A 25,501-nucleotide genomic window follows, 5' to 3' on the forward strand; every position below is an offset into this window, starting at 1 on the left:
TACTAAATTATTATAATGCCAATTTTAACTTTAAGGATATTTTATTAAAATGCAATGTTAGCCACAATATTATCTACTGTAGGTGTTTGGTTACCTCCTGATGGCTCAATAGTAATGTAACCAATAGCATCTTCAGCATATGGCATAGCCAACAAGTTATCCTTATCATTAGGCTCTTTAATAACACCCAGATTTACCATTTTCCCATTAACTTCTGCCCACATTTGGAAACATTCATCATCAGATAAAGAAGGTAGTTTTTCTACATTGATATAAGATAATTTTTTTACAGGGTTAACATAAGCTATAGCTTTTAACTCTTTTGCTTTTTTATTACCTCTTACCGTATATTTTTTAGTGTTTGGATTGTTTAAAACAATAAATTGGTTTCTAACATCTTCCAAACGTTCTTTCATATCTTCTTCTAGAAGTTTTATCTGGTTGGTAACAATTTCATTTTCTTCTTGTAAATTCTGATTTTGATTGTAGAAGAAATAGGATGCAGCAGCAAATAACATCGCTATAAAACTAGCTGCAATTGCATAGCTGATAAACTTTCTTTTTGTACTGTTTTGTGCTTTAATAATGCTAAGTATTCTGTTTTTTAGACCGTCTGGAGCTTTAATTGCATATGATTTAGCAAAATCTTCTAAATTTTCTTGAAGCTCTACATAGGTTTTATGTACTTCTGGGTACATCGCTATGTAACGCTCAACTTTTAGCGTTTCTAATTCTGTTGTATTATCTAACAGATACTTTTCAAGTAAATCTGTGTCTAAAAATGCTTTAACTTTTTCTTTCATAATATTAAATAAAAGATATTAGTATTATAAGTAATATGGTTGGTTCAATATAAATTTTACGCAATTCACGTAAACCTATTTTTAATCTAGATTTTATAGTTCCTAAGGGTATATCTAGTTCTTCACTTGCCTCTTGTTGTGTCATTCCCTCAAAAAACAGTGCTTCTAAAACAATTTGATATTTAGGTTCTATTTTACCTAAATTTTTCTTTACATCTATAAAATCAGGATTAACTCCATCTATACCTAAGTTATATACGTCAGAAACATCTATTTGGATTTCTTTGTCCGTTTTAGTTTTACCACTTCGTAATTTATCAATAGCGGTATTTCTAGTGATTCTAAAAAGCCAAGTGAAAAGCTTTGCTTTTTTAGGATCATAAGAATCAGATTTTTTCCAAATCTTCACAAAACTTTCTTGTAAAACATCCTGAGCTAACATCTCATCTTTAACGACTTTATAGGCAACACCATAAAGTGTATCACCATAATTATCATATAGCAGTGAAATGGCTTTTTCATTTCGTTCTTGTAAAAGCTCAACAATATGTGTTTCAAGTAATGTACTCATATATTACACAATATTAACAAAAAAAATGCTTACAAAAATCTAAATATGCTTTTTGTACGTAATTATAATGCAACATTATTTTTAAGTATTGATTCTAAGAAAATTTAAACTTTAAAAATACATATTGTATAAGTATGCAACTGGTTATTGCATGCTTTATTTTGGTTAGTTTGGTTTGGTATAACCCCAGTAAATCTTTACTGGGGTTATTTATTTTATAATGTTAACTTCTGGTATGATATGAATATTAAATTTTTTAAAAACGGTATCTATTATCATTTGGGCTAAATTTAAAATAGCATTGCCAGTAGCATTACCATAATTAACAAGAACTAATGCTTGGTTTTTATGAACGCCCGCATCTCCTAATCGTTTTCCTTTATACCCTGTTTGTTCTATTAACCAACCAGCTGGAATTTTAAATGCATTCTCCGAAATTTTATAAAAAGGTGCTTTAGGATTTTCTTTTAAAAAAGCATCAAATGTTTTTTTATTTACGATAGGATTTTTAAAGAAACTACCACTATTACCTAATATTTTTGGATCAGGAAGTTTACTTTGTCTTATAGCTATAACTGCATCTGAAATATTTTTTATGGTTGGAGTTGAAATATTTTTTTTTGCAAGTTCATCTTCAATTGCTCCATATGATGTATTTAATTGATGATTTTTCTTAGTTAATTTTAAAGTTACAGCAGTAATAATGTATTTTCCTTTTCCTTCTGTTTTAAAATAAGATTCTCGATAACCAAAATTACAATCGGCTTTACTAAAAGTCTTAAGCTCTTGGTTGCCTATATTCATTGCTTCACATGACACAAAAATATCTTTTAGTTCGCTACCATAAGCCCCAATGTTTTGGATAGGAGCTGTACCTGTATTTCCAGGAATAAGAGACATATTTTCTAAACCGCCGTAGTCCTGTTCTAAAGTCCATAATACCAAATTATGCCAATTTTCACCAGCCATGACTTTTAAGGTTACATTGTTTTCGGTTTCAGAAATAATATCGATTCCCTTAATATTAATATGAAGTACTAAATCATCAATATCTTTAGTTAATAACATGTTGCTACCACCACTGATAAGAAACTTGTTAGGATATTCTGGTAAACTAATAATTTTAGCGAGTTCTTCTATAGTAGTAACTTCATAAAAGAATTTAGCTTTTACATCTATGCCAAAAGTATTATACTTCTTTAAGGATATATTTTTCTGAATTTTCATGAAGGGCATACGTTTTTAATGCTTCTTTTAAAATATGAACTGCTTTTTTTAAAATTTCTTTTTCCAATACATACGCAATCCGTATTTGGCTTTTACCTAAGCCTGCTGTGGCATAGAAACCACCAGCAGGAGCTAACATTACAGTTTCATTGTTTAAACTATAATGTTCTAAAAGCCATTGCGCAAATGTATCAGAATTTTTTATAGGAAGATCTACAATACAATAAAAAGCGCCTTTTGGTTTTATAACAGTTACGCCATCAATTTCATTAATAGCATTTATTAAAACATCTCTACGCGACACATATTCTGCAATTACATCATCAAAATAACGTTGTGGCGTATCTAAAGCCGCTTCACTAGCTATTAATGCATAGCTAGGCGGAGACAATCTTGCCTGCATAAATTTCATTACCGTATTGCGTAACATACTATTTCTAGTAACAATGCAACCAATACGAGCACCACACATGCTATACCTTTTAGAAACAGAGTCTATAACAATGGCGTGTTGATCTATATTACTTTCTTGTAAAACAGAATAATGTTCATGACCATCATAGACAAATTCCCTGTAAACTTCATCTACCAAAAAGAATAAATCATGTTTTTTTACAAGTTCAGAAAGTTGCTTAATTTCTTCTTTACTATATAAATAACCAGTTGGGTTATTTGGGTTGCATATTAAAATTGCCTTAGTTCTAGGCGTAATTACTTTTTCAAATTCTGAAATACTAGGAAGAGCAAAATTATTTTCAATTTTTGACACAATGGGCACTATATTTATATCAAAAGCAGAAGCAAAACTATTGTAGTTTGCATAAAAAGGTTCAGGAACTATAATTTCATCACCATTATCAGCAATACTTCCTATAACAAAAGATAAAGCTTCTGATGCCCCAGTAGTTACCAGAATGTCATCATAGTTTACACTAATATGATGCTTAGCATAATAAGCAGCTATTTTTTTTCTATACCTATCAGACCCTTCAGTTTTGGTATAACTAATTACATTTAGAGCATTGTTTTTTACAGCTTCCAGAGCAACTTGTGGTGTTTTAATATCGGGTTGCCCTATGTTTAAATGGATTACATTAATACCTTTTTGTTTGGCAATATCTGCATAAGGAACTAATTTCCTTATGGGAGACTCTGGCATTGCTAAACCTTTATTAGATATTGTTGGCATGTGTTTTTTAATTTTTGCTAAAATGAGGAATGATTAGGAACTAAGTAAAATATAATTTAAAATTTTACGAGATTCACCGCCTCTTTTATTAGTATAAAAAAACCCCGACTTTAAAAAAGTCAGGGCTTATATGTTAGAATAAAGTTGACTTTACTGTGTAACTACAGTTGCGGCCTTTACTTCTCCTTTAATTTTTAAAACTACAGTTGGTGTATCTGCATTAGAAAGTACCGTAATTGCTTTTCTTATTGCTCCAACTCTGTTGGTGTCATATTTTACTTTAATAACTCCTGTTTTACCTGGTAAAATAGGCTCTTTTGGTTTTTCAGGAACAGTACATCCACAACTAGATTTTGCATCATTTATAATTAATGGGGCATTGCCAGTGTTTGTAAATTCAAAAACACGAACACCGTCAGCTCCTTTATCGATCTGACCATAATCTATTGTTTCTGCTTTAAATTCAATTTTTGCAGCTTTTTCTTGAGCAGTAAGACTAAATCCTAATAATCCTACGAATAATACTAAAACTAATTTTTTCATCATTTTGAGTTTTGGGGATTAAGCTTCAAATTTAATTATTTTTAGAAGAACCTTAAAATCCTTTTTGTTATCTGATAACGTTACTTATTTTTGTTTCGTATTTCTGGTCGGTAAAAATCATCTGTAAATTACATTAATTTAACATTTGAAATGTAAACGACTAGCGATACATTTGCTAATAATTCAAAAACTATACCAAAATATATGGAAATAGCATCAAAATATGAATCTCAGAAGATAGAAAAGTATTGGTATGAGTACTGGATGAAGAATGGTTATTTCCATTCCACACCAGATGATAGAGAGTCATATACTATAGTAATACCACCGCCTAATGTTACTGGGGTATTGCATATGGGGCATATGCTAAATAATACCATACAAGATATATTAATACGTAGGGCTAGGCTCATGGGTAAAAATGCATGTTGGGTACCAGGTACAGATCATGCATCTATAGCAACAGAAGCAAAAGTAGTTGCCAAACTAAAAGAGCAAGGCATTCAAAAAGCTGATCTTACTAGAGAAGAATTTTTAAAACATGCATGGGATTGGACAGAGGAATACGGAGGTGTAATTTTAGAACAGTTAAAAAAGCTAGGTTGTTCATGCGATTGGCAACGTACCGCCTTTACTTTAGATGATAAGATGTCTGCTTCTGTAATTAAAGTTTTTGTTGATTTGTATAACAAAGGGCTTATTTACCGCGGTTTTAGAATGGTGAATTGGGATCCTGAAGCAAAAACAACACTTTCTGATGAAGAAGTAGTATATGAAGAAAAACAAGGTTTGTTGTACTATTTAAATTATAAAATCCTATCCCCAGCCCTTTCCAAAGGAAAGAGAGAAAATATGAGTGAGAATTCTCCTCCTTTGGAGGAGTTAGAGGAGGAATATATTACCATAGCTACAACTAGGCCAGAGACAATTTTGGGGGATACTGCTATTTGTATCAATCCTGCAGATGAGCGTTATCGTCATTTAAAAGGGAAAAAGGCAATTGTACCACTTTGTGGAAGAGTAATACCAATAATAGAAGATGATTATGTAGATCTGGAGTTTGGTACAGGATGTTTAAAAGTTACCCCTGCGCATGATATTAATGATAAGGCTTTGGGAGAAAAACACAATTTAGAAGTCATTGATATTTTTAATGAAGACGCAAGCCTTAACCATCATGGTTTGCATTATGAGGGAGAAGATAGATTTGTAGTTCGTAAAAAAATTGCAAAAGAATTAGATGAAAAAGGATTTTTAGTGAAAACTGAAAATCATTTAAATAAGGTAGGAACCTCTGAAAGAACTAAAGCAGTTATAGAACCTAGACTTTCAGATCAGTGGTTTTTAAAGATGGAAGAGCTTGCAAAACCAGCTATAAAAGCAGTTTTAGGTTCTGATGATGTAAAGCTATTTCCCAAAAAGTTTGAAAATACCTATCGCCATTGGATGGAGAATATTCGCGATTGGAATATTTCACGTCAGTTATGGTGGGGACAACAAATCCCTGCATATTACTATGGAGAAGGGGCAGAAGATTTTGTAGTTGCAGAAAGTAAAGAAGAAGCATTAAAACTAGCCAAAATTAAGACAGGAAATTCCGCTATATCTACTTCAGACTTAAAGCAAGATGAAGATGCTTTAGATACTTGGTTTTCTTCTTGGTTATGGCCAATGAGTGTTTTTAATGGTATTTTGGAACCAGAAAATGAAGAAATAAAATATTATTATCCTACAAATGATTTGGTGACTGGGCCAGATATTTTATTCTTTTGGGTAGCTCGTATGATTGTTTCTGGATATGAATATAGGGAGCAACCCCCATTTGAGAATGTATATTTAACAGGTTTGGTGAGAGACAAGCAACGCCGTAAAATGAGCAAACAGTTGGGGAATTCCCCTGATGCTTTAAAACTAATTGAAGAATATGGTGCAGATGGCGTTCGCGTTGGTTTATTGTTAAGTTCGGCTGCGGGTAATGATTTAATGTTTGATGAGGCATTATGCCAACAAGGAAAAGGATTTGCTAATAAAATATGGAACGGGTTTAGATTAGTAAAAGGTTGGGAGGCTGCAGATTTACCACAACCAGAGGCTTCTAAATTAGGAATAGCTTGGTATAAAGCAAAATTTAGCCAAACGCTTGCCGAAATAGAAGATCATTTTAGTAAATATAGAATTTCTGATGCTCTAATGGCAATTTATAAATTGGTTTGGGACGATTATAGTTCTTGGTTATTAGAAATTGTAAAGCCAGCATATCAACAACCTATAGATCAAAAAACTCTAAAAGAAGTACTAACAATTTTTGAAGATAATTTAAAGTTACTACATCCGTTTATGCCATTCTTAACAGAAGAGTTATGGCAGCACGTAGCTCAACGAACTCCAGAAGAGGCTTTAATAGTGGCTAAATGGCCTGAAACTAGTGAAGTTGATTATGGGTTAATAAAAGATTTTGAATTTGCTGCTGAGGTAATTTCTGGGATTAGAACTATTCGTAAAGAAAAGAATATCCCAATGAAAGAAACCTTAGTGCTCTCTTCTATCAACAAAGAGAATATTGCTGTAGATTGGGATGTAGTTATTAAAAAGTTGACAAATGTTTCTGAAATCCATTATGTTATAGAGGCTGTTGATGGGGCATTGAGTTTTAGAGTAAAATCTAACGAGTATTTTATTCCTATGCTAGGCGCAATAGATATAGAAGCTGAGGTAAAAAAAATAGAAGAAGAATTAAAGTATACTAGAGGTTTTTTAACTTCAGTACAAAAGAAATTGTCTAATGAACGTTTTGTGAATAATGCACCTGCCAAAGTGATAGATGTAGAACGAAAAAAACAAGCAGACGCTGAAGCAAAAATAGAAACATTAGAAAAAAGTTTGTTAAGTTTAAAGTAAAACCAAATAATAGTATATGAAAATTATAGGAATAGGAAAGAATTATGTAAATGATAAGAGTGAATTGCCGATTGGAGAAGTTAACCCAATTATTTTCACGAAACCAGATTCTTCTCTTTTAGAAAATAATGAAATATTAGAATTACCATCTTTTTCTAATAATGTTTGGTACGAAATAGAAATTGCATACAGAATAGGGAAGAAATGTAAAAATATAAAAGCAAATGAAGCCCTAGATTATGTGGATGCCTTGGCTTTAGCAAATGATTTAACAGCTAAAGATGTTCTTAGTAAAAGTAGAGAAGGTAAAGGACCTTGGGCTATGGCAAAAGGATTTGATGGCGCTACACCAATAAGTGCATTTTTACCAATTTCTAACTTTCCAGATATTAATACTATTAATTTTTCTTTAAAAGTAAATGGAGAAGAACGTCAAAAAGGAAATACATCTCTTATGATTACTAAATTAGAGCAATTTATAGAAATCGTATCTCATACAATGACATTAAATCCAGGAGATATTCTATTAACAGGAACACCTGCTCACGGAGTTGATACGGTAAACTCTGGAGATATTATGGTAGGGTATATAGAAAATAAAGAAATGTTGAAAACTAAAGTAAAGTAATTTCTAATAGAGTTCTATCTTGTACTGAATATTCCTTAAAATTATTTTGACTATTTATTAAAATAACAGGGTGTTTTTTAAACACTAATTATAAACGATAAGTTGTAATTTTTTAAATTATGCATTAGAGCTTTCTTAAATAAATGATTTTAAATAGCTTGTATTGTATTTTAAGAATAGATTGAAAGGATTTTTATTCACTTTTAAAGACAAATATTCCCCTTTGCATTCCTTTTTAATGTACTATAGCAACAAAAGCATTTACTTTGTTATCAAATAATGAACAATATTATTTGTTTATTGTATTCGTGGGAAAACAGTTGCTATGAAAAAAATGTTTAGTGGAGAAGAATACCAAATGTATTCTTCTTCATGCCCATGATAAAATTAATAAAGAGAAGATTTACAAAGTCAACTTGTATAAATGATTAAAATTTTCAAAATAGGAATCATATTTACTATTGTATTACTTATAAGTGGTACAGGGTATTTTTATTTTGGATATTATGCAAAACCAAAAATTGATATTGAAAAGGCAAAAGTAGATGTTAGAGCTACGCCACATGAACTCTTAAATTCTTTTAATTCCAATGAAATGGAATCTAATTTAAAGTTTGTTGAAAAAACAATAGAAGTAAAAGGAGTAATCAAAAAAATTAATTTTTTAAATGATAGGTATACATTATTTTTGGAAGGTCAAACAGATTCAACATATGTAATTTGTGATATGCTTACTTCAAAAATGAATAATGTCAGTAATTTAAAAAAAGGGCAAACAGTACGTTTAAAGGGTATTTGTAAAGGGTATTTATATGACGTAGTAATGTTAAATTGCATAGTTATCAACTAATAAAAAATGAAGAAATTAAGTATACTAATTTTTGTTTTAGTAGCCCAAGTAGGGTTTTCTCAATCTAGTAACGAAATTATTACTCGCCAAGGTCTAGTTTCATTTTTCTCATATACATCCGTAGAAAATATTGAAGCAACTAATAGAGTTGTACGTAGTAAATTAAATTTATCCACTCATAAAATACAAGTGGGGATGTTAATGACGGCTTTTGAATTTAAAAAAGCCTTAATGCAAGAGCACTTTAACGAAAGTTATGTGGAATCTGATTTATATCCAAGACTTACTTTTTTAGGAGAAGTGCAAGGATTAGAAGATATTACAGAAACTACTCAAGTTAAAATAGCAAAAGGGAAAATGAATTTCCATGGGGTAGAGAAAGAAGTAGAAGTTAAAACTAAAATTCAAGAAATTGATAGTAAATACGTTTTTTCTGGAGATTTTGAAGTTAATATAGATGATTACAATATAAAAGTACCAAAATTATTAGCTCCTAATATCTCTAAAACAATTAAAATTAATTTTAGATTTGAATATGACCCTAATGAAGAAAAATAGTTTTGCATTATTGTTATTTGCTCTTTTTTTAAGTGCCAATTGTGTGAATGGCCAAGAGCCAGATATATTTGATTTGTTGGATGAACAATACAATAGCGAACCACAATATACACGCGCTACTTTTAAAACAACAACATTAGGACTTGAGCAGTCTGTAGAAACAAGGAAAAAAGGAACTTTTGAGTTTGTTCTCGGAACTAGATATTGGAATATTCCGTTGCCTGTAGGAGTTAATAGAACAAGTTTTGTGGCAGATCGATTTTCTGGGCAATTAGGAGCCAATTATGCTTTTTCGGATACTTTTACTTTTGGTATCGGAGCCACTTCTTTTGATGGTATTCTTAATTCTTATGGTAAATATAGACTTTTAAGACAAAGAGATAATGGTGGTCCGGGTATAGGAATAACACTTTTACAAAGTGCATCTATTTTAACACGTAGTTTTAGTGGCGTTGTTTTGCCACAAAATTTTTCTGACCGATTTAATTTTGCAAGTAAAATAATATTTGCACGTAAATTTAACAGCAAACTTTCATTACAAGTTGCCCCTACATATATACGTACTAGTTCTGAAAGATTAAATTTTACTACAACGGATTTCTTTGGACTTACAGTTGGTGGTAGATATAAAACAAGTAATCATGTATCATTAATTTCTGAATTTCATTATTTAGGAGCACGTAATTCTGGCCCACAAGGTTATAATGTATTTGTTTTTGGCGCAAACTGGGAAATAGGTGATATTATAATGCAATTTTCATTAACTAATGCAAAAAGCTTCGATGAAGTATCTAATATTTTATACACACCAAATAATTTTAATTTTAATGATGGAGGTTTACATCTAGGTGTAAACGCAACATATATTTTGCACACTAAGAAAAAAAATAAGAAAAAATAAATTTTTAAAATGTTCTTTAAATGTCAAAAGGTCTACAAATACAATATTTGTAGACCTTTTTAATTTTAATGATTTACTAAAAGTTTAGATGATATTACATTATTATATGATTAATGAAATTCAAATATTCCTAGGTATTTCCTGAGTTTAATAAAACAATACATATCTATTTTTTTGAGATAGTTTATTTTTAATAGTACAGCTTTAAAAAGTATTTTATCGCTGATAGTTCATTCTAGAAAAAAAATTGTAGAATTTTCTATTAAAAAACCAAATTACTTTACGCAATCTAACTTAAATTTAAAAATATTTGTATTTGAGGCTTATAGATTTAACCATTGTTTAAATTCAGCAGCTTTGTTTTTACCAATGATAATATCTACTTCAGATTTTGGTTCTACTACAATTTTTAATTGATTGTTTCCATACCGAATAATTTTATCAATGGCTACAATAGCAATAATAAATTGCCTATTAGCTCTGTAAAAATAGCTGCTATCAAAGCCAGAGTATAATTCATCCAAACTATTATTGCATGTAGATCTTTTTCCTTTTATATCTATAACATAAGTTATAGAATTTTCAGTGTATATATAGGCAATGTCTTTGGTCCGTACTGTTAAAATTTCATTTCGTAAATAAGTGAGGATACGTTTTTTTCCTTTTTCAGTATTTTTCGCCTCTTTTTCGGTAGAATCTTTTTTAGCCTTTTCTTTAGATTCCTCATCCTTCTTGGTGGCTTCTTCCTGCTGTTCCTGTTCTTCTTCTTCTTCTTCTTTGGGTGTTTTTTCGTTTACTTTTTGTTTATATTCACCCAAAGCTGTATTAAGTTTAGCTAAATTTACCAATTCACTTTCTAAATTTTTATTTTCATTCTCTAAATTTCTTTCATAAAGACTTCCTATAATTCTAACCATTATAACAGAAGCTAAGATTACAATAAATCCCATTATTGTTAGTATTACATAAAATCTTGAGCGTATTTTTTCGATTTGATTAGAAATTTTAGAAAGGTTTATATGCGACCCAACAATCCAATCAGAATTTGCTATTGGTGATTGGTAAACAATTACATCGGTAGTTTCTTTTCCTCTACCTAGATCAAGAATTTCTCCATCTTTTTCTTTGTTACTTAAAAGGGTATAAAACTTTTCTGCGGTCATTTCTGCCCCAGTACTAGAAATAAAAGATTCGTCGGATATTATTTTTTGATCTCTTTTAACTAAGTCAGGGTGACAAATAGTAACACCAGACCAGTTAAAAATACTGATATATCCAGTTTCTAAATTTTCATTTTTTATACTTTCTTGTATATTAATAATGATAGCATCTTTTTCTAAACCATTTTTGAATTGATACGCTATTAAATTATTTACTTCCTTGCCTTCTCTTTTTATAGATTCTAATTGTGTGTCTAATAACTGAATAACACTTTCTTTAACAAAAAAATTAGCAGCTATTAATGCAATAAATACAAATATGATTGTAATGGCTAAAAATGTAAAGAAATATAACCTGTCTTTTCTCATTTATATAGAATTTATTAAAATAATATGCTAAGATACGCTATATAATAAATTTAACCAGTTATGCATTAAGAACAAAATTTTGTCAATTCAAGTAATTTTTAGAAATGAAATCAAGAAAAATTGTATCGAGAATCAGAATTTTAGTTGCAAAAGAGTTCTCGATACGCTTTTTGGTACCTCATAAGCACTCAAACTCACATTTCAGAACTATTAATAATCCTAAATGCATAACTGGTTAAGTTTAATAGCACTAATCCTGCATTAAAAAATATATAGATTATTCATTTTTAAGTTTAAATATTCCCTTTCACTCAATTTCATCATATAATATGATCATTTAGTTCTTTCATTTGTACCATAATTGAAAAACAATTGAAATTAAATAATTAAGTAAAATAATAATCATGAAAAAAAGTTTGATTTACGCTGCAACTTTAGCAGCAATGTTAGTAGCCACATCTTGTGAAAAAGATATCGTAGTAACTCCAGATCCTGTTGAACCTCCTGTAGAGCCAGTTCGTTCAGTTGTATTAAATGAAGTACAATACGGAAACAGAAATTTAGTGGAATTATATAATAATGGAGAAGTTGCTGTAGATTTAGATCCATACTGGATATGCTTAGGTCCTGGGGAATATACTAGATTAGGAGCTGTTACTCCAGTTAGTGGTAATATTATGTTAGAGCCTGGAACGTTTTTAGTAGTAGAGCCTACTTTTGTTATGGACAACTCAGAAGGTTTAGGTTTATATTCTTCAGATGCTTTTACAAGTGCTGATGCAATGATTGATTTTGTACAATGGGGAGATGGTGGAACAGCTCGTGAAAATGTAGCAGTTGAAGCTGGTATTTGGACTGCTGGAGATTTTGTTCCTGCTGTTGTTGGACAATCTTCAAGTTTAGAATATGATGGTGAAGGTGATGCTTCTACAGATTGGGCAGAAGAAACTGTTCCATCTTTTGGAGAGGCTAATGATGCAGTTGCTAGACTTACAACATTTAATGTAACGATTACAAACGCAGCTAATTACTATAATGTACACACATTTGCTGAGAGAACAAATGTTGTTTCTGGTACCTCTGAAGGTCCTGGTCCTTTAAATAATGCAGATTTCCAATATCAAATTCAATTCCAAGCAGTGCCTGGTACTAAATTTACTCCAGTAACAATGATGGGTAATAGTAATGATTGGTTTTTAGCTCCTTCTGATTTTGCAGGAATTTCACTTTGGGAAAATGGTGCGCCAAGAACAGGTGATATTGCAGGTGAATTAATCTTATTTGATTTAGGTACTGAAGCAGATAATATTCCTGAAGCTTTCCCACCAGCTGGTGCTAATGTAGGAGACGCAGATGCTAATACATTAACAAGAATTGTTGATAGACAAGGTAGAAATGGAGCTACTTATATTACTGCAGAATTAGAATATGCTGCTTCTACAGATGGTCTTTCTGCTGGTACTTTTACATTTACTATTAGACCAGTAGCGGCAATGCTTCCAGATCCTATGTTAGGACCAAGTTCTGATAATGGTTTTGTAGCTACACCAGGTATAGTAGTATTACATGAATTACCAAACCCTTTATTTACATTAGGAGAAGAAGATAGAGGCGAAGGTCTTGAAGCTATCGCAGAAGATGGTATGCCAGGTGAATTATTTAATTTCTTTACAGAAGAAGGTGGTAGTGGATTCTTACGTTTATCTTCTACACGTACAGTATTTTCACCAGGTGTAGCATATGCTTTTAATGGCGAAAGAGATCCTTTTGTTTTACAAGGTGAAGTTAATAACCCAATGAATGGTCTTAAACAAATAGCTGAAGACGGTAATAATGCAGTAGCTTTAGAGTACTTAACAAGTATTGGTATTCCAGTTGCAGCTAGTGATCAAACTGCTAATATAGGTCCTGGAGAAAGTTTAACTTTTACTTTAGAAGTTCCAGAAGATCAAGGTTTTAAATTAGGTTTTGCTACAATGTTTGTAGATACTAATGACTGGTTTATTGCATATAACAATGCAGGTTTCCCATTATTTGATGAGAATGGTGCTCCAGTTTCTGGTTTTGGTGCAAGTGAGAAATCTTACTTATACGATTCAGGTACAGAAGCAGATGAGATCACTGGATTTGGTGTAAACCAAGCCCCAAGACAAGGTGGTATTGCAGATACAGGAGATGATGATCCTAACAATATTGTTAGAAGAGTAGGGCCAAGCAATGGTACTTTCTTAACAGATGCTCAATTTGGTAAAGGAGCATACAATAACCCTGCTGGAGTTGTTTATATTGGAGATCCAAGAGGAGGATATAATGTAGTTAGAGTAGAAGTTACTCCTCAATAAAAATAGATTGATGTTGTTTTTGTTTGTTTGATAAAACGCCTTAACTATAGCTATAGTTAAGGCGTTTTTATTTTATGGCTATTTATAGCTATATTTAATAATAGAAAAACAAAAATGATTAAAAAAAGCTTTGCTATTCTAAAAAGAATCATCCTATATCTTTTTAGCTTTATACTTCTATATCTAATTATAGGGTATTTATTAGCAAAAATTACTATAGAAAAAGATATTGATACTAAAGAAGAAGTAACAATCTATATTCTTACCAATGGCGTGCATACAGATATTGTAATGCCAGTGCAAACCAAAGAAATCGATTGGAGTACAAAAATTTTATATACCAATATTAAGTCTTCACAAAAAAACTATAAGTATCTAGCCATGGGTTGGGGAGATAAAGGTTTTTATTTAGAAACGCCAACTTGGGCAGATTTAAAATTTTCTGTGGCCTTCAAAGCAAGTACTGGCTTAAGTACTACTGCAATCCATACTACCTATTATAATACAATAGAAGAAAACGAAAATTGTAAGAAAATTAAAATTAGTACAGAACAATACAAAAGCTTAATTACATATATAAATACTAGTTTTCAGAAAGATGAAAATGGAGGTTTTTTACCGATACAAACCAATGCTAATTATGGACTTACAGATGCTTTTTATGAAGCAAATGGTAGCTATAGTATTTTTTATACCTGTAATACATGGGCAAATAACTCGCTAAAAGCCTGTGGGCAAAAAGCATGTTTGTGGACAGTTTTTGATACGCCTATTTTTGATAAATATAATAATTAACAACGCATTAAAATAATGAAAAAAACCGCTCTATTATTTTTTTACTTCTTATTTGGAACCACCATACTTATAAGTCAAACAGCAAAAGAATTTCAAGAACAACTAACAAAAGATTATAAAGATCCGGAAAAGTCTCCCTTAAGAGAAAAAGCAAAACTTTTTAAAGGCCATGATTTTTTTGTGATTGATAGTTCTTATACTGCTACAGCAACTTTTTATAAAACAATAAATCCAATACCTTTTGCTATGCAAACTAGCAATAATATTTCCAAAACATATGAAAAGTACGGTGAAGTTACTTTTGTAATCAATGGAACACAATTAAAACTAAATGTTTATCAGAGTCATAGTTTAAGAGATTCTGAAGAATTTAAAAATCATTTGTTTTTACCTTTTACAGATGCAACTAATGGATATGAGACCTATGCTGGTGGTAGGTATTTAGATGTTGAGATTCCAGAAGGGAATACTATTATTTTAGATTTTAATAAAGCTTATAATCCATATTGCGCTTATACAAAAGGGTATTCATGCCCTATTCCGCCAAAAGAAAATAATTTAGAAATAGCTATAAAAGCAGGAGTTAAAAAGCCAAATAAGTTCTATTAAGATTGATGTTAGAGTATACTATTTGCAAATAAATTGCGTTTTGTTATACCAATCTTAAATTAACCTTATTATGGATTTAATGCAACGTTTAGAGTTTTGTAAAAAATGTACTAACAAAAAATTTGACAATAATACAGGTATTGTATGTGGTCTTTCACTGAGGAAACCTGACTTTAATGGTAATTGTAAAGACTATGTTGTAGATCCTAAAGTGGTTGCAAAACAAGCTGCTAAAGCTTACACTCCTGAAGTGCAAGAAGAATCAAGTTCAGGAACTATTTGGGGAGTTATTGCTATTATTATTTTTGTCATTAAATTGATAGTATTTTTTGGTCGCAATTAGTTTATCTAATTATTTCTTCTATTCCTGAATTTTATAAAAGTTATATTTGTGCATTATATAAATTGCCAAATCTACTTAAGTGAATACAGATGCTACTTCTTCAGATCCCAAAGAAATAAATAAAGTTAATACTGATGATATTGATAAATGTATTATTATTTTAAATGCTCTAGCTGCCAACGGTCATCAGTTATTTGAGCTTCCTGAAGAAAAACGGATTGCATTACTTAGAGCCGCAGGGAAACTTTCCAGACCAAACAAAATAGAATTTAGGAAGAGGAAGAAAAATGCTGAAAAAGCTATTAAACGTAAAAAGAACGAACGTGAGAAGCATGCTCGTAAAATTACGGGTATACGAATCGCAAGGGAGGCATCTATATTTGTAGCTCCAAAATTACTAGCAGTTCCCACTGAAGATATACCAGAATTGGAATCGCCTAGAAATTGTTACGTATGTAAAAAAATGTATACTAAACTGCATCATTTTTATGATACGATGTGTAATGAATGTGCTGATTTTAATTACGCAAAGCGTTTTCAAACTGCAGATTTATCAAAGCAGGTAGTAATAGTAACAGGTTCCCGATTAAAAATAGGATACCATATTACTTTGCAATTATTACGTGCTGGTGCCACAGTAGTTGCAACTACGCGCTTCCCAGTAGATTCGGCACTTCGTTTTTCTAAAGAAGAAGATTTTGATCAATGGGCAGATCGATTAAAAATACATGGCTTAGATTTAAGACATATCCCTAGTGTAGAAATTTTCTGCAATTTTATTGAACAGCAATATAGTAGACTAGATGTATTGATTAATAATGCAGCGCAAACGGTTAGAAGACCTGCAGGATTTTACCAGCATTTAATGCCAAATGAGCAAATGGCGGTAACGGCTTTGCCTAAGAAAGTAAAACAAGTTTTAGAAGATCATTTGTATTGTTTAGATGAATTAAAGGGTTTAGTGCAAAATACATCTGGTCAGGAAAATAATACACTGCCAGTCGCATGGCATACTCCAGAACCTGGCATTGGAATACGTGCTTCAGCCAAACTTTCTCAAATCCCGTATAGCTTTGATAGTTCATTAGCTCCAAAAGAAGTTTTTCCAGAAGGCGAATTGGATGCTGATTTACAACAGATAGATTTACGAAAAACAAATAGTTGGCGTTTAAAATTGGGGGAGATTGAAACTCCAGAAATGATTGAAGTGCAATTAGTAAATGCAGTAGCTCCTTTTGTTTTATGTAATAGGCTATCTAAATTGATGCGAAAAGAAAATACAGGGCAAAAACATATTATTAATGTTTCTGCAATGGAAGGTAAGTTCCATAGGTTTTTTAAAGAAGATAGACATCCACATACAAATATGGCCAAAGCTGCTTTAAATATGATGACACATACATCTGCATTAGATTTTGCAAAAGATGGTATTTATATGAATGCTGTAGATACGGGTTGGGTTACAGATGAAGACCCTATTGCATTATCAAAAAAGAAACAAGAAATTCATGATTTTCAACCACCATTAGATATTGTTGATGGTGCTGCGAGAGTTTTAGATCCCTTAATAGATGGTATAAATACTGGAAAACACTGGTGTGGTAAATTCCTAAAAGATTACATGCCTATAGATTGGTGATGATTAGGGTTCAAAATGAAATTCTTTTCGGACTAATTTTGTATAAGCTTTCATGGCTTCTTCTCTACTTATATTTTTTGCTTGTATTAAAGCATTGGCTTTAAATGCGTTTATAAGAGGAGTTTTGCTGCCTGGGTTTTCAAAATTTTTATTTGCTATTTTATAATAGGCATATAATTTTAAAAGTAAATCTGCAGGTATTGGATCTGTGTAGTTATTTAAAAAATCTACAGCTTTTAAAAAGTTTGTATATGCTTTTTTATTCTTCATTATTTTCGAGAATACTAGCGATACAGGTTTTGGCACCGATCACTTTTTGATTTAGTTTTACGGTAATTGCGCAATCTAAAGGTAAGAACAAATCTACCCTTGATCCAAATTTTATAAAACCAGCATCTTCTCCTTGTTGCACACTGTCTCCCTTTTCTGCATAATTAACAATACGTCTTGCTAAAGCTCCTGCTATTTGACGGTATAGAATTTCACCAAATTTTGGTGTTTTAATAACTACAGTAGTACGCTCATTTTCTTCGCTAGCTTTTGGATGCCAAGCTACTAAATATTTACCAGGATGGTATTTAGAAAATACAACAGAACCACTTGCAGGATATCTTGTTACATGTACGTTAATAGGAGACATAAATATAGAAACTTGCTTCCGTTTTCCTTTAAAATATTCCGGCTCTTCTACTTCTTCTATAACAACCACTTTACCATCAACTGGAGCAAGTATATCATCAAAAGTCTTAATAGCTACTCTTTTTGGATTCCTAAAGAACTGAAGAATTAGAATTAGAATTACTAAGGCAACTATTTGAATACTCATTTTTAACCATGGTATTTCAATATAGAAATTGGCCAATAAGATGGAAGAACAAACTAAGAAAAAAGTAATTAGTATTATTTTTTGACCTTCTTTATGAAACATAATTAAAAATATTTATGGTTAAATATGCAAATGGAGCTGCAAAAATTAAACTATCTAATCGATCTAACATCCCACCATGCCCTGGCAAAATTGCACCACTATCTTTTATACCAGCAACTCTTTTAAATTTAGATTCTATTAAATCACCAAAATTACCGGTTATTACTATTACAAGTGCTAAAATAAGCCATTGCATTAAATTAATACCTGTATCAAAGTTTGATATAATATACGCTGCTATTAATGCAAAAATACCACCTCCTATAGTTCCTTCCCAAGTTTTTTTTGGTGATACTGAAGGAAAAAGCTTTGTTTTTCCTAAAGACTTACCAACCAGATACGCAAAAGAATCATTTACCCAAATAAAAATGAAAATCCCCATAATTAAAAACTGGGCAAAATTATTATTCTGATAAGGGATCATAGTTAAAAAAATACAGCCACCTCCAATATAAAATAATCCAATTAAAAATTTTTGAGTGGTAGAAAAGTTTTTTTCCTTTTTTGAATACAAATAAAATAAAAGAATCGTATTCACTAGAATAGTTGCCATTGCAAGTATACTAACTACTATTTTATTAAAAGACGGCCCTATTAGTAGGTAAATAAAAACCCACCATAACGCCAAATAAGCAATAAATATATAATAGCCTTTTAATTTTACTAATCTCTTATATTCATATATGCAGGCAAGACCAAAAGTCATGAATAAAAAATCAAATGCATCAGAATCTAAAAAAACAGCTGAAAGTAATAGTATTACATATACAATTCCAGTGATAATTCTCCTTAAAAGCTCTTTCATACTATAAGTCCTCTAGTAATAAAAGGTATAAATTTTTAGAACTACTCCCATAAGATAAGAAATCTTCTTCGGTTTCTGTTTTAGACTGGAAGTGTTTAATGGTAGTAATATTTCCCGGTATTTGATTTTTGTAAGCTTTTTTTATTTGTTTTAATCCTTCTCCTATAGATCCTACTAATTGACTTGTTGTAGCGTAAACGATAAAATTATCAGGGAGTTCGTTTAATTTTTTATCTTTAAGTTGGTTAGAACTAATTAATATAGATCCATTTTGAGCTATAAGATATTCGCAGGTAGTAAAGAAAATCTCACTTTGCCTTGCGTTGTTTGTAAAAATTAATTTTTGCTTTTTAAATTTGTCATTCAACCTTTCGTCCAATGAATAAAAGGGTTTGTTTTTCCAGTTATTTTCTTGTATTATACTTTTTAGAGCATCTAATACTTCAGAAAAGCCATCACAATAAATAAATTTACCGCCATTTTTTTTAAAATATATAGTAAATTTTTCATCTATTGGAATGTTGAGGTCAGGCATATGTACGCCCCTTGTCTCCGCAGTTTCTTTGGAAACCTTCTTTTTACCGCCTCTAAAAAGTTTATTAAATAAGCCCATTTAATACTTTCCAATATATTAACTCAAGAATTTTTACTCTTTAATAACAATGTCTTCCGCTTCGTTATCTTTCAACTTTTTTTCTTCTGCTAATTTACTCGCTTCTTCTGCAAGATCTTTTTCGAAGGATCTTTTTCCAAATATTTTTTCTAAATCATCCTTAAAGATAACTTCTTTTTCTAATAATCTTTCTGCTAAAGCTGTAAGTTTATCTTTATTTTCTGTTAAAACTTGAATTGCTCTTTGGTATTGGGCTTCAATAATCTGAGAAATTTCTTTATCAATTTTTTGCGCAGTTTCCTCACTATATGGTTTTGAAAAGCCATAAGAATCTTGCCCTGAAGAATCATAATAAGTGAGGTTTCCAATTTCATCATTAAGGCCATAAACAGTAACCATAGCTCTTGCTTGTTTGGTAACTTTTTCTAAATCACTTAAAGCTCCTGTAGAAATTTTATTAAAGATTACCTTTTCTGCTGCACGGCCACCTAAAGTAGCGCACATTTCATCTAACATTTGCTCTGGACGAACAATAAGTCTTTCTTCAGGTAAATACCAAGCAGCTCCTAAAGATTGCCCTCTTGGTACTATAGTAACTTTTACCAATGGCGCTGCATGTTCTAGCATCCAGCTTGTTGTTGCATGCCCAGCCTCATGAAAAGCAATTGTTTCTTTTTCTTGTGGTGTAATAATTTTATTTTTCTTTTCTAAGCCTCCAACAATCCTATCTACAGCATCTAAGAAATCTTGTTTGTTAACAGCTTTTTTCTCTTTTCTGGCCGCAATTAAAGCGGCTTCATTACACACATTAGCAATATCGGCTCCAGAAAAACCTGGAGTTTGTTTTGCTAAAAAGTCTAAATCTAAAGTCTCCGAAGTTTTTATAGGTCTAAGATGTACTTCAAAAATTTCTTTACGCTCTCTAATATCTGGGAGGTCTACATAAATCTGGCGATCAAATCTACCAGCCCTCATTAAAGCCTTGTCTAAGACATCAGCACGGTTTGTTGCAGCAAGTACAATTACGTTTGTATTTGTTCCAAAACCATCCATTTCTGTAAGTAATTGGTTTAGAGTATTCTCTCTTTCGTCATTAGAGCCAGTAAAATTATTTTTCCCTCTAGCTCTACCAATCGCATCTATTTCATCAATAAAAATAATTGCGGGAGACTTGTCTTTAGCTTGTTTAAATAGATCACGAACTCTAGATGCACCAACTCCAACAAACATTTCTACAAAGTCTGAACCTGAGAGTGAAAAGAAAGGAACTTTTGCTTCACCAGCTACTGCTTTAGCTAATAAAGTTTTACCAGTACCTGGAGGTCCTACAAGTAAGGCTCCTTTAGGTATTTTTCCTCCTAAAGAAGTATATTTATCTGGGTTTCTTAAAAATTCTACAATTTCTTCAACCTCTTCTTTTGCCCCTTCTAAGCCAGCTACATCTTTAAAAGAAGTTCTGGTATCTGTTTTTTCATCAAATAGTTTGGCTTTTGATTTTCCGATGTTAAAAATTTGGCCACCGCCGCCGCCGCCGCCGCCGCCAGACATTCTTCGCATTAGATAAATCCATATTCCAATGATTAGAACAAACGGTAAAATACTGATTAAAATATCTCCAATAAAGTTTTTCTCTACATCGTATTTTATTTCGGTATTTAAGTTATTTTGCGCTTTTATCTCGTTAATAGTATTTTCAAAGTTTTGTTGATCTCCGTATTTTACTATATACTGAGGAGAACTTCCACTTGGAGAAATTGAAAATGACTTTTCTGATACCGCTTTGTGTGCCTCTTTAGCTAAAGCTTCTTCAGTTAAGAATATTTTTGCTTGTTTTACATTAGAGACAATTAATATCTTATCGATATCCCCATTTGTTAAATATTCCTGTAGTTTAGAGGTGTCGGTTTCTTTTGAACCAGAAAAATCACTTCCGCTAAATAATTGAAAACCAATTAATAGTAAAATGATTGGAACATATATCCACCATGAACTAAACTTAGGTTTTTTCGGGTTGTTATTACTATTATCTTTTGCCATTTTATATTTTTCTTATTTAAAGCTACTTTCTATAGCAGTTACTTTTGCATCTCCCCAAAGGCCTTCTATATCGTAAAATTCTCTTGCATGTTTTTGGAAAACGTGAACAACAACGTTTACATAATCCATTAATATCCATTCAGAATTTTCCGAGCCTTCTACATGCCATGGTTTATCTTTAATACTTTTGCTTACTGTTTTTTGGATGGAGCTTACTATTGCGTTTACATGTGTATTTGAAGTTCCGTTACATATAATGAAATATTCGCAAACCGTGTTTTCAATTTCTCTTAGGTCAAGTAAATTAATATCATTTCCTTTAACTTCTTCTATTCCTTCCAGAATAAAACTGATGAGTTCATCAACGCTAATTTGCTTTTTCTGCATTCAAAAATTTTAATTTAAGCAAAGTTATTATTTTTTTGTTTTCTTAGCTATTGTTTTTAACAATAAGATTTAAGATTTTGCATATATTTTACACATGAAAATTGTCAAACTTGATGCCATAGATTCTACAAATAGATACTTAAAGAATTTAAGGCTATCTAAAAGTGTTGATGACTATACTGTTGTAGTGGCTAAAGAGCAGTATGCGGGTAGGGGTCAAATGGGAACTGTTTGGCAATCTGAGGCTGGTAAGAACCTAATTTTTAGCGTTTTAAAATATTTTTCTAATTTTTCTAGTCACAATCAATTTCAGATTAATATTTGTGTGTCTCTTGCTATATACAACGCATTAAAAGAATTGAAAATTACTAATTTAAAAATTAAGTGGCCAAACGACATTTTGTCAGGCAGTCATAAAATTTGTGGAATTTTAATTGAAAATGTTCTTTATGGGGCTCAAATACAATCTTCAATTATTGGAATTGGTCTAAATGTTAACCAATTAAATTTTTCTAATCTACCTAATGTTTCTTCTTTGCGTCTATTATCAGGAAAAAATTATGATTTAGAGGACTTACTAGCTCAAATAATTCCGCATTTAAAATTAAACTTTTCAAAATTAGAAAATAATGAATTTACACAATTAAAAGAGGCGTATTTAACGGCACTCTTTAGAAAAGATAAGGTAACTACATTTAAAAATAATATAACGAATACCATATTTGTTGGAATTATAAAAGATGTTTCCAAAGAAGGAAAACTTATAATTTCAACAGAAGATAATAATCAAGTTTTATTTGATTTAAAACAGGTTAAAATGTTATTCTAAATTTTTTCTAAATTATCAGATAAGGTGTTTATAAAACTAGTAATTGGGTTTTTAATCATCATCGCCATCATGGCATTAAATTCACCTTCAAAACTTAAAATAACTTCACTTTTATTCTCTGATATCTCGTCTATATTTGCTGTTAAAGTAAATGGAAGTTTATCACTTGCAGCCCCTAATACTACTTGAGAATTTGGAGTTGCTTCCTTACGTTGCAATACAATTTCGGGCATCCCTTTTAGTGCAAATAAAAATCTTTCGGTATTAATTACTTCAAACTTACTTATATTATCTGGCATAAGTTGTTCAAAATTTTTAATGTCCGATAAAAAATTAAAAACAGTTTCGCTATTTTTCTGAATTACTTTCTTCTGTGTTTCTATATGCATAAGCTATAATTGCCATTCCGCTGGATTTTTTTTCCAGTCTAGTAATGTATTAAATTGTTCTTCTTTAATATATTTAGTTTCAGATGCTTGCTGTATGAGATGATCATAATCACTAAGCGTATGAAGTTCTATGTTATTTTTTTTAAAGTTTTCTGTAGCGATATCAAAGCCATAAGTGAAAATAGCAAGCATTCCTTTAATAGTAGCTCCAACATTTTCTATTGCTTTAACAGCGTTTAAACTACTTTTTCCTGTGCTGATTAAATCTTCAATAACCACTACAGTTTGGTTGGCCTCTAAAGCGCCTTCTATTTGGTTTTGCCTCCCATGTGATTTTGCTTCGGGTCTTACATACACAAATGGAAGACCTAAGTAATCAGCTACTAACATCCCTATACCTATTGCTCCTGTAGCAACACCTGCAATTACATCTGGTTTACCATATAAATCTTCAACTTGTTTCGCCATTTCCTCCCTAACAAAGTTTCTAATTGTAGGATGCGATAGTATAATTCTATTATCACAATAGATAGGAGATTTCCACCCAGAAGCCCATGAAAAAGGATTTTCAGGTTTCAATTTAATTGCATTAATTTGTAATAGGAGTTCAGCTGTTTTTTTAGCAGTATCTTTATTTAAAACCATATTGCAAATGTATAAAGTTTTTGTGAATGAAGCCCCGTTGATTTTAACAAATAAACTGGCGGATATTGCTAATAACAAGTATTTTTTATTGAACGAAAAATCTATTAAGGAAGCCATAGAAGCTTTATCTAAAAAAAAGTTACCCATAGCTTATATTTATCACCCAAATCATGAAGAAATCCTTAAAAAATTTAGTAAAAAAATACCTTTAGTAACAGCAGGTGGAGGTGTTGTTGCAAATAAAGATGGCAAAGTATTGTTTATTTATAGAAATGATAAATGGGACCTTCCAAAAGGTAAATTAGATAAGGGAGAAACAATAGAGGCCTGTGCTATAAGAGAGGTAGAAGAGGAAACAGGTGTAAAAGGGTTAAAGATTGAAAATTTTTTAAGGACTACCTATCATATTTTTAAAAGGAATGGAACTTATAAGCTTAAAGAAGTGCATTGGTTTGCTATGAAAACATCCTATAAAGGCAAATTAATAGGGCAATCTAATGAAGGTATTGAAAAAGTAAAATGGAAAGGACCAGAAAAAATTGCTAAAGCCTTAGAGAATTCTTATCATAATATTAAAATATTATTTGAAGACTAGAATGCTATACTTACATAAGTAATTTTAATCACTAATCATCTGATGATATCTTCTAGAAGGAGTAGTCTTAAGAGTTGGAGTTATCGATATTACTGAGCAAACACTAGTTTGCTTTTCTATGTATATAGTAATTTTTTGTTGTTATAATACGTTTTTATTCACTAGGATTTAATAATTATATAAACCAAAACTACAATTATAATTATTGATACAATAAAATTAAAAACGTATCCATTACGTACCTTATTTAAATTGCTTTCTTCTCCATCATTACTCTTTGAAAATAAAGGGGTAATAAGTCCACCAATCCAAATAGTAAAACTGCTAGGTGAAGAAGTTTTATTTGATTTACTGTCAGTATCTGGTTGGATATTCAATTCCGTCAGCTTATTTGAAATGTCTTCCTTTAATTTAGCAGAAAGCTCGTTGTAAATTTTTGATTTCAAATCAATTGCATCTTTTTCTGGTAGTTGAATACTCATTGTTTTCTCTTCATATTCTTTTCGGTAGTGTTTAGCTATTTTTTTAATTGGATTTATAGCTACTTTAGTGCCTAAAAGACCAAGAATAATTAAAGCAATTGGAGGAAAAATGAATCCTAAAAATCCCCAAACGATTTTATTCCTGTTCAAAATTTCTGCACGATGAGCAGACCAAGCTGTAGAAAAAAGCAAAATGATAAATTGAATTACAATACGAAACTCAAAGTCGATTGGGATGATGTTAATTACAAAAGCTAAAATTGAAATCAAAATCCCACCAAAAATAATCTGTGAATCATCTTTTTCTTGAAGGGGAAGGTTTAAGATTCTAAAATATTTTTTTGAATTCATTTAAATGTTTTAAAA

General features: G+C 30.9%; 27 protein-coding genes. 12 read left to right on the forward strand and 15 right to left on the reverse strand.

Annotation, left to right across the window (positions count from 1 at the left end; all coding sequences use genetic code 11):
* Positions 1–44: 44 nt before the first annotated feature.
* The 5 genes from ACZ451_RS10895 to ACZ451_RS10915 form a co-directional block, all read right to left on the reverse strand.
* Positions 45–803: an anti-sigma factor domain-containing protein gene (locus ACZ451_RS10895; protein ID WP_464212310.1), complete on the reverse strand. Its 759-nt coding sequence runs from the start codon at positions 801–803 to the stop codon at positions 45–47.
* Between the two features lie 4 nt (positions 804–807).
* The gene (locus ACZ451_RS10900) at positions 808–1,374 is read right to left on the reverse strand and encodes an RNA polymerase sigma factor (protein WP_464212312.1); all 567 of its coding nucleotides are present in this window, start codon (positions 1,372–1,374) and stop codon (positions 808–810) included.
* 210 nt (positions 1,375–1,584) lie between these two features.
* On the reverse strand, positions 1,585–2,601 hold the full coding sequence (gene murB, locus ACZ451_RS10905; protein WP_464212314.1) for a UDP-N-acetylmuramate dehydrogenase: 1,017 nt from the start codon (positions 2,599–2,601) through the stop codon (positions 1,585–1,587).
* Positions 2,564–3,790: a pyridoxal phosphate-dependent aminotransferase gene (locus ACZ451_RS10910; protein ID WP_464212316.1), complete on the reverse strand. Its 1,227-nt coding sequence runs from the start codon at positions 3,788–3,790 to the stop codon at positions 2,564–2,566. The genes murB and ACZ451_RS10910 overlap by 38 nt, the downstream gene beginning before the upstream one ends.
* 150 nt (positions 3,791–3,940) lie before the next feature.
* Complete coding sequence (locus tag ACZ451_RS10915; RefSeq protein WP_464212318.1) at positions 3,941–4,333, reverse strand: DUF1573 domain-containing protein; 393 nt, start codon at positions 4,331–4,333, stop codon at positions 3,941–3,943.
* A 204-nt stretch (positions 4,334–4,537) separates the two neighbouring features.
* Here ACZ451_RS10915 and ACZ451_RS10920 point away from each other — a divergent pair, with 204 nt between their 5' ends.
* The 5 genes from ACZ451_RS10920 (at position 4,538) to ACZ451_RS10940 (ending at position 10,168) form a co-directional block, all read left to right on the forward strand.
* Complete coding sequence (locus ACZ451_RS10920) at positions 4,538–7,231, forward strand: valine--tRNA ligase (protein ID WP_464212320.1); 2,694 nt, start codon at positions 4,538–4,540, stop codon at positions 7,229–7,231.
* Positions 7,232–7,247: 16 nt separating this feature from the next.
* Positions 7,248–7,859, forward strand: a complete 612-nt coding sequence (locus ACZ451_RS10925) for a fumarylacetoacetate hydrolase family protein (protein ID WP_464212322.1) — start codon at positions 7,248–7,250, stop codon at positions 7,857–7,859.
* 424 nt (positions 7,860–8,283) lie between these two features.
* Entirely contained in the window at positions 8,284–8,709 is a 426-nt protein-coding gene (locus ACZ451_RS10930) for an OB-fold protein (RefSeq protein ID WP_464212324.1), read from the forward strand.
* 6 nt (positions 8,710–8,715) lie between these two features.
* Entirely contained in the window at positions 8,716–9,267 is a 552-nt protein-coding gene (locus ACZ451_RS10935; protein ID WP_464212326.1) for a YceI family protein, read from the forward strand.
* Positions 9,254–10,168, forward strand: a complete 915-nt coding sequence (locus tag ACZ451_RS10940) for a DUF5777 family beta-barrel protein (protein WP_464212328.1) — start codon at positions 9,254–9,256, stop codon at positions 10,166–10,168. Before ACZ451_RS10935 ends, ACZ451_RS10940 begins: the two co-directional genes overlap by 14 nt.
* Positions 10,169–10,491: 323 nt before the next feature.
* On the opposite strand, the gene ACZ451_RS10945 is transcribed toward ACZ451_RS10940, so the two are convergent.
* Positions 10,492–11,697 (reverse strand): LytTR family transcriptional regulator DNA-binding domain-containing protein, encoded by a 1,206-nt coding sequence (locus ACZ451_RS10945; protein WP_464212330.1) that lies wholly within the window; start codon positions 11,695–11,697, stop codon positions 10,492–10,494.
* Positions 11,698–12,101: 404 nt separating this feature from the next.
* Between ACZ451_RS10945 and ACZ451_RS10950 the strand changes: the two genes are divergently transcribed.
* From ACZ451_RS10950 to ACZ451_RS10970, 5 genes are all read left to right on the forward strand, one after another.
* The gene (locus tag ACZ451_RS10950; protein ID WP_464212332.1) at positions 12,102–14,039 is read left to right on the forward strand and encodes a spondin domain-containing protein; all 1,938 of its coding nucleotides are present in this window, start codon (positions 12,102–12,104) and stop codon (positions 14,037–14,039) included.
* A gap of 114 nt (positions 14,040–14,153) precedes the next feature.
* The gene (locus ACZ451_RS10955) at positions 14,154–14,834 is read left to right on the forward strand and encodes a TIGR02117 family protein (protein ID WP_464212334.1); all 681 of its coding nucleotides are present in this window, start codon (positions 14,154–14,156) and stop codon (positions 14,832–14,834) included.
* Positions 14,835–14,849: 15 nt separating this feature from the next.
* Positions 14,850–15,443 carry a DUF1684 domain-containing protein gene (locus tag ACZ451_RS10960; RefSeq protein ID WP_464212336.1) on the forward strand — a complete coding sequence of 198 codons (594 nt, stop codon included), beginning with the start codon at positions 14,850–14,852 and terminating at the stop codon, positions 15,441–15,443.
* A gap of 70 nt (positions 15,444–15,513) precedes the next feature.
* Positions 15,514–15,786, forward strand: a complete 273-nt coding sequence (locus ACZ451_RS10965; protein WP_464212338.1) for a hypothetical protein — start codon at positions 15,514–15,516, stop codon at positions 15,784–15,786.
* 79 nt (positions 15,787–15,865) lie between these two features.
* On the forward strand, positions 15,866–17,425 hold the full coding sequence (locus tag ACZ451_RS10970; RefSeq protein WP_464212340.1) for an SDR family NAD(P)-dependent oxidoreductase: 1,560 nt from the start codon (positions 15,866–15,868) through the stop codon (positions 17,423–17,425).
* Positions 17,426–17,428: 3 nt separating this feature from the next.
* Here the strand turns inward: ACZ451_RS10970 and ACZ451_RS10975 are convergent, their stop codons facing one another.
* Genes ACZ451_RS10975 through rsfS form a run of 6 tightly spaced genes read right to left on the reverse strand, consistent with a single transcriptional unit; the run spans position 17,429 to position 22,195 of the window.
* Complete coding sequence (locus tag ACZ451_RS10975) at positions 17,429–17,695, reverse strand: acyl-CoA-binding protein (RefSeq protein ID WP_464212342.1); 267 nt, start codon at positions 17,693–17,695, stop codon at positions 17,429–17,431.
* Positions 17,685–18,353: a phosphatidylserine decarboxylase family protein gene (locus ACZ451_RS10980; RefSeq protein WP_464212344.1), complete on the reverse strand. Its 669-nt coding sequence runs from the start codon at positions 18,351–18,353 to the stop codon at positions 17,685–17,687. Before ACZ451_RS10980 ends, ACZ451_RS10975 begins: the two co-directional genes overlap by 11 nt.
* Complete coding sequence (locus tag ACZ451_RS10985) at positions 18,343–19,158, reverse strand: phosphatidate cytidylyltransferase (protein ID WP_464212346.1); 816 nt, start codon at positions 19,156–19,158, stop codon at positions 18,343–18,345. The genes ACZ451_RS10980 and ACZ451_RS10985 overlap by 11 nt, the downstream gene beginning before the upstream one ends.
* Before the next feature lies 1 nt (position 19,159).
* Complete coding sequence (locus tag ACZ451_RS10990; RefSeq protein WP_464212348.1) at positions 19,160–19,771, reverse strand: LUD domain-containing protein; 612 nt, start codon at positions 19,769–19,771, stop codon at positions 19,160–19,162.
* A gap of 33 nt (positions 19,772–19,804) precedes the next feature.
* On the reverse strand, positions 19,805–21,808 hold the full coding sequence (ftsH, locus tag ACZ451_RS10995; RefSeq protein ID WP_464212350.1) for an ATP-dependent zinc metalloprotease FtsH: 2,004 nt from the start codon (positions 21,806–21,808) through the stop codon (positions 19,805–19,807).
* A 12-nt stretch (positions 21,809–21,820) separates the two neighbouring features.
* Entirely contained in the window at positions 21,821–22,195 is a 375-nt protein-coding gene (gene rsfS, locus ACZ451_RS11000) for a ribosome silencing factor (RefSeq protein WP_464212352.1), read from the reverse strand.
* Positions 22,196–22,289: 94 nt separating this feature from the next.
* Between rsfS and ACZ451_RS11005 the strand changes: the two genes are divergently transcribed.
* Complete coding sequence (locus ACZ451_RS11005; RefSeq protein WP_464212354.1) at positions 22,290–23,024, forward strand: biotin--[acetyl-CoA-carboxylase] ligase; 735 nt, start codon at positions 22,290–22,292, stop codon at positions 23,022–23,024.
* Here ACZ451_RS11005 and ACZ451_RS11010 read toward each other — a convergent pair.
* Both ACZ451_RS11010 and pyrE read right to left on the reverse strand, forming a co-directional pair.
* Positions 23,021–23,413 carry an SRPBCC family protein gene (locus ACZ451_RS11010; protein WP_464212356.1) on the reverse strand — a complete coding sequence of 131 codons (393 nt, stop codon included), beginning with the start codon at positions 23,411–23,413 and terminating at the stop codon, positions 23,021–23,023. The genes ACZ451_RS11005 and ACZ451_RS11010 overlap by 4 nt on opposite strands.
* Positions 23,414–23,416: 3 nt before the next feature.
* The gene (pyrE, locus tag ACZ451_RS11015; RefSeq protein ID WP_464212358.1) at positions 23,417–24,058 is read right to left on the reverse strand and encodes an orotate phosphoribosyltransferase; all 642 of its coding nucleotides are present in this window, start codon (positions 24,056–24,058) and stop codon (positions 23,417–23,419) included.
* Between the two features lie 7 nt (positions 24,059–24,065).
* Between pyrE and ACZ451_RS11020 the strand changes: the two genes are divergently transcribed.
* Positions 24,066–24,653, forward strand: a complete 588-nt coding sequence (locus ACZ451_RS11020) for an NUDIX hydrolase (RefSeq protein ID WP_464212360.1) — start codon at positions 24,066–24,068, stop codon at positions 24,651–24,653.
* Positions 24,654–24,814: 161 nt separating this feature from the next.
* Here ACZ451_RS11020 and ACZ451_RS11025 read toward each other — a convergent pair whose 3' ends face one another.
* Positions 24,815–25,486: a hypothetical protein gene (locus tag ACZ451_RS11025; RefSeq protein ID WP_464212362.1), complete on the reverse strand. Its 672-nt coding sequence runs from the start codon at positions 25,484–25,486 to the stop codon at positions 24,815–24,817.
* Positions 25,487–25,501: the final 15 nt, after the last annotated feature.

This window comes from Allocellulophaga tsushimaensis (assembly GCF_055383085.1).

What these genes read in the sequence shown, in the direction of transcription:
- ACZ451_RS10895 (WP_464212310.1), bottom strand. Translation starts at nt 803, where the DNA reads ATGAAAGAAAAAGTTAAAGCATTTTTAGACACAGATTTACTTGAAAAG.
- ACZ451_RS10900 (WP_464212312.1), bottom strand. Translation starts at nt 1,374, where the DNA reads ATGAGTACATTACTTGAAACACATATTGTTGAGCTTTTACAAGAACGA.
- murB (WP_464212314.1), bottom strand. Translation starts at nt 2,601, where the DNA reads ATGAAAATTCAGAAAAATATATCCTTAAAGAAGTATAATACTTTTGGC.
- ACZ451_RS10910 (WP_464212316.1), bottom strand. Translation starts at nt 3,790, where the DNA reads ATGCCAACAATATCTAATAAAGGTTTAGCAATGCCAGAGTCTCCCATA.
- ACZ451_RS10915 (WP_464212318.1), bottom strand. Translation starts at nt 4,333, where the DNA reads ATGAAAAAATTAGTTTTAGTATTATTCGTAGGATTATTAGGATTTAGT.
- ACZ451_RS10920 (WP_464212320.1), top strand. Translation starts at nt 4,538, where the DNA reads ATGGAAATAGCATCAAAATATGAATCTCAGAAGATAGAAAAGTATTGG.
- ACZ451_RS10925 (WP_464212322.1), top strand. Translation starts at nt 7,248, where the DNA reads ATGAAAATTATAGGAATAGGAAAGAATTATGTAAATGATAAGAGTGAA.
- ACZ451_RS10930 (WP_464212324.1), top strand. Translation starts at nt 8,284, where the DNA reads ATGATTAAAATTTTCAAAATAGGAATCATATTTACTATTGTATTACTT.
- ACZ451_RS10935 (WP_464212326.1), top strand. Translation starts at nt 8,716, where the DNA reads ATGAAGAAATTAAGTATACTAATTTTTGTTTTAGTAGCCCAAGTAGGG.
- ACZ451_RS10940 (WP_464212328.1), top strand. Translation starts at nt 9,254, where the DNA reads ATGAAGAAAAATAGTTTTGCATTATTGTTATTTGCTCTTTTTTTAAGT.
- ACZ451_RS10945 (WP_464212330.1), bottom strand. Translation starts at nt 11,697, where the DNA reads ATGAGAAAAGACAGGTTATATTTCTTTACATTTTTAGCCATTACAATC.
- ACZ451_RS10950 (WP_464212332.1), top strand. Translation starts at nt 12,102, where the DNA reads ATGAAAAAAAGTTTGATTTACGCTGCAACTTTAGCAGCAATGTTAGTA.
- ACZ451_RS10955 (WP_464212334.1), top strand. Translation starts at nt 14,154, where the DNA reads ATGATTAAAAAAAGCTTTGCTATTCTAAAAAGAATCATCCTATATCTT.
- ACZ451_RS10960 (WP_464212336.1), top strand. Translation starts at nt 14,850, where the DNA reads ATGAAAAAAACCGCTCTATTATTTTTTTACTTCTTATTTGGAACCACC.
- ACZ451_RS10965 (WP_464212338.1), top strand. Translation starts at nt 15,514, where the DNA reads ATGGATTTAATGCAACGTTTAGAGTTTTGTAAAAAATGTACTAACAAA.
- ACZ451_RS10975 (WP_464212342.1), bottom strand. Translation starts at nt 17,695, where the DNA reads ATGAAGAATAAAAAAGCATATACAAACTTTTTAAAAGCTGTAGATTTT.
- ACZ451_RS10980 (WP_464212344.1), bottom strand. Translation starts at nt 18,353, where the DNA reads ATGTTTCATAAAGAAGGTCAAAAAATAATACTAATTACTTTTTTCTTA.
- ACZ451_RS10985 (WP_464212346.1), bottom strand. Translation starts at nt 19,158, where the DNA reads ATGAAAGAGCTTTTAAGGAGAATTATCACTGGAATTGTATATGTAATA.
- ACZ451_RS10990 (WP_464212348.1), bottom strand. Translation starts at nt 19,771, where the DNA reads ATGGGCTTATTTAATAAACTTTTTAGAGGCGGTAAAAAGAAGGTTTCC.
- ftsH (WP_464212350.1), bottom strand. Translation starts at nt 21,808, where the DNA reads ATGGCAAAAGATAATAGTAATAACAACCCGAAAAAACCTAAGTTTAGT.
- rsfS (WP_464212352.1), bottom strand. Translation starts at nt 22,195, where the DNA reads ATGCAGAAAAAGCAAATTAGCGTTGATGAACTCATCAGTTTTATTCTG.
- ACZ451_RS11005 (WP_464212354.1), top strand. Translation starts at nt 22,290, where the DNA reads ATGAAAATTGTCAAACTTGATGCCATAGATTCTACAAATAGATACTTA.
- ACZ451_RS11010 (WP_464212356.1), bottom strand. Translation starts at nt 23,413, where the DNA reads ATGCATATAGAAACACAGAAGAAAGTAATTCAGAAAAATAGCGAAACT.
- pyrE (WP_464212358.1), bottom strand. Translation starts at nt 24,058, where the DNA reads ATGGTTTTAAATAAAGATACTGCTAAAAAAACAGCTGAACTCCTATTA.
- ACZ451_RS11020 (WP_464212360.1), top strand. Translation starts at nt 24,066, where the DNA reads ATGTATAAAGTTTTTGTGAATGAAGCCCCGTTGATTTTAACAAATAAA.
- ACZ451_RS11025 (WP_464212362.1), bottom strand. Translation starts at nt 25,486, where the DNA reads ATGAATTCAAAAAAATATTTTAGAATCTTAAACCTTCCCCTTCAAGAA.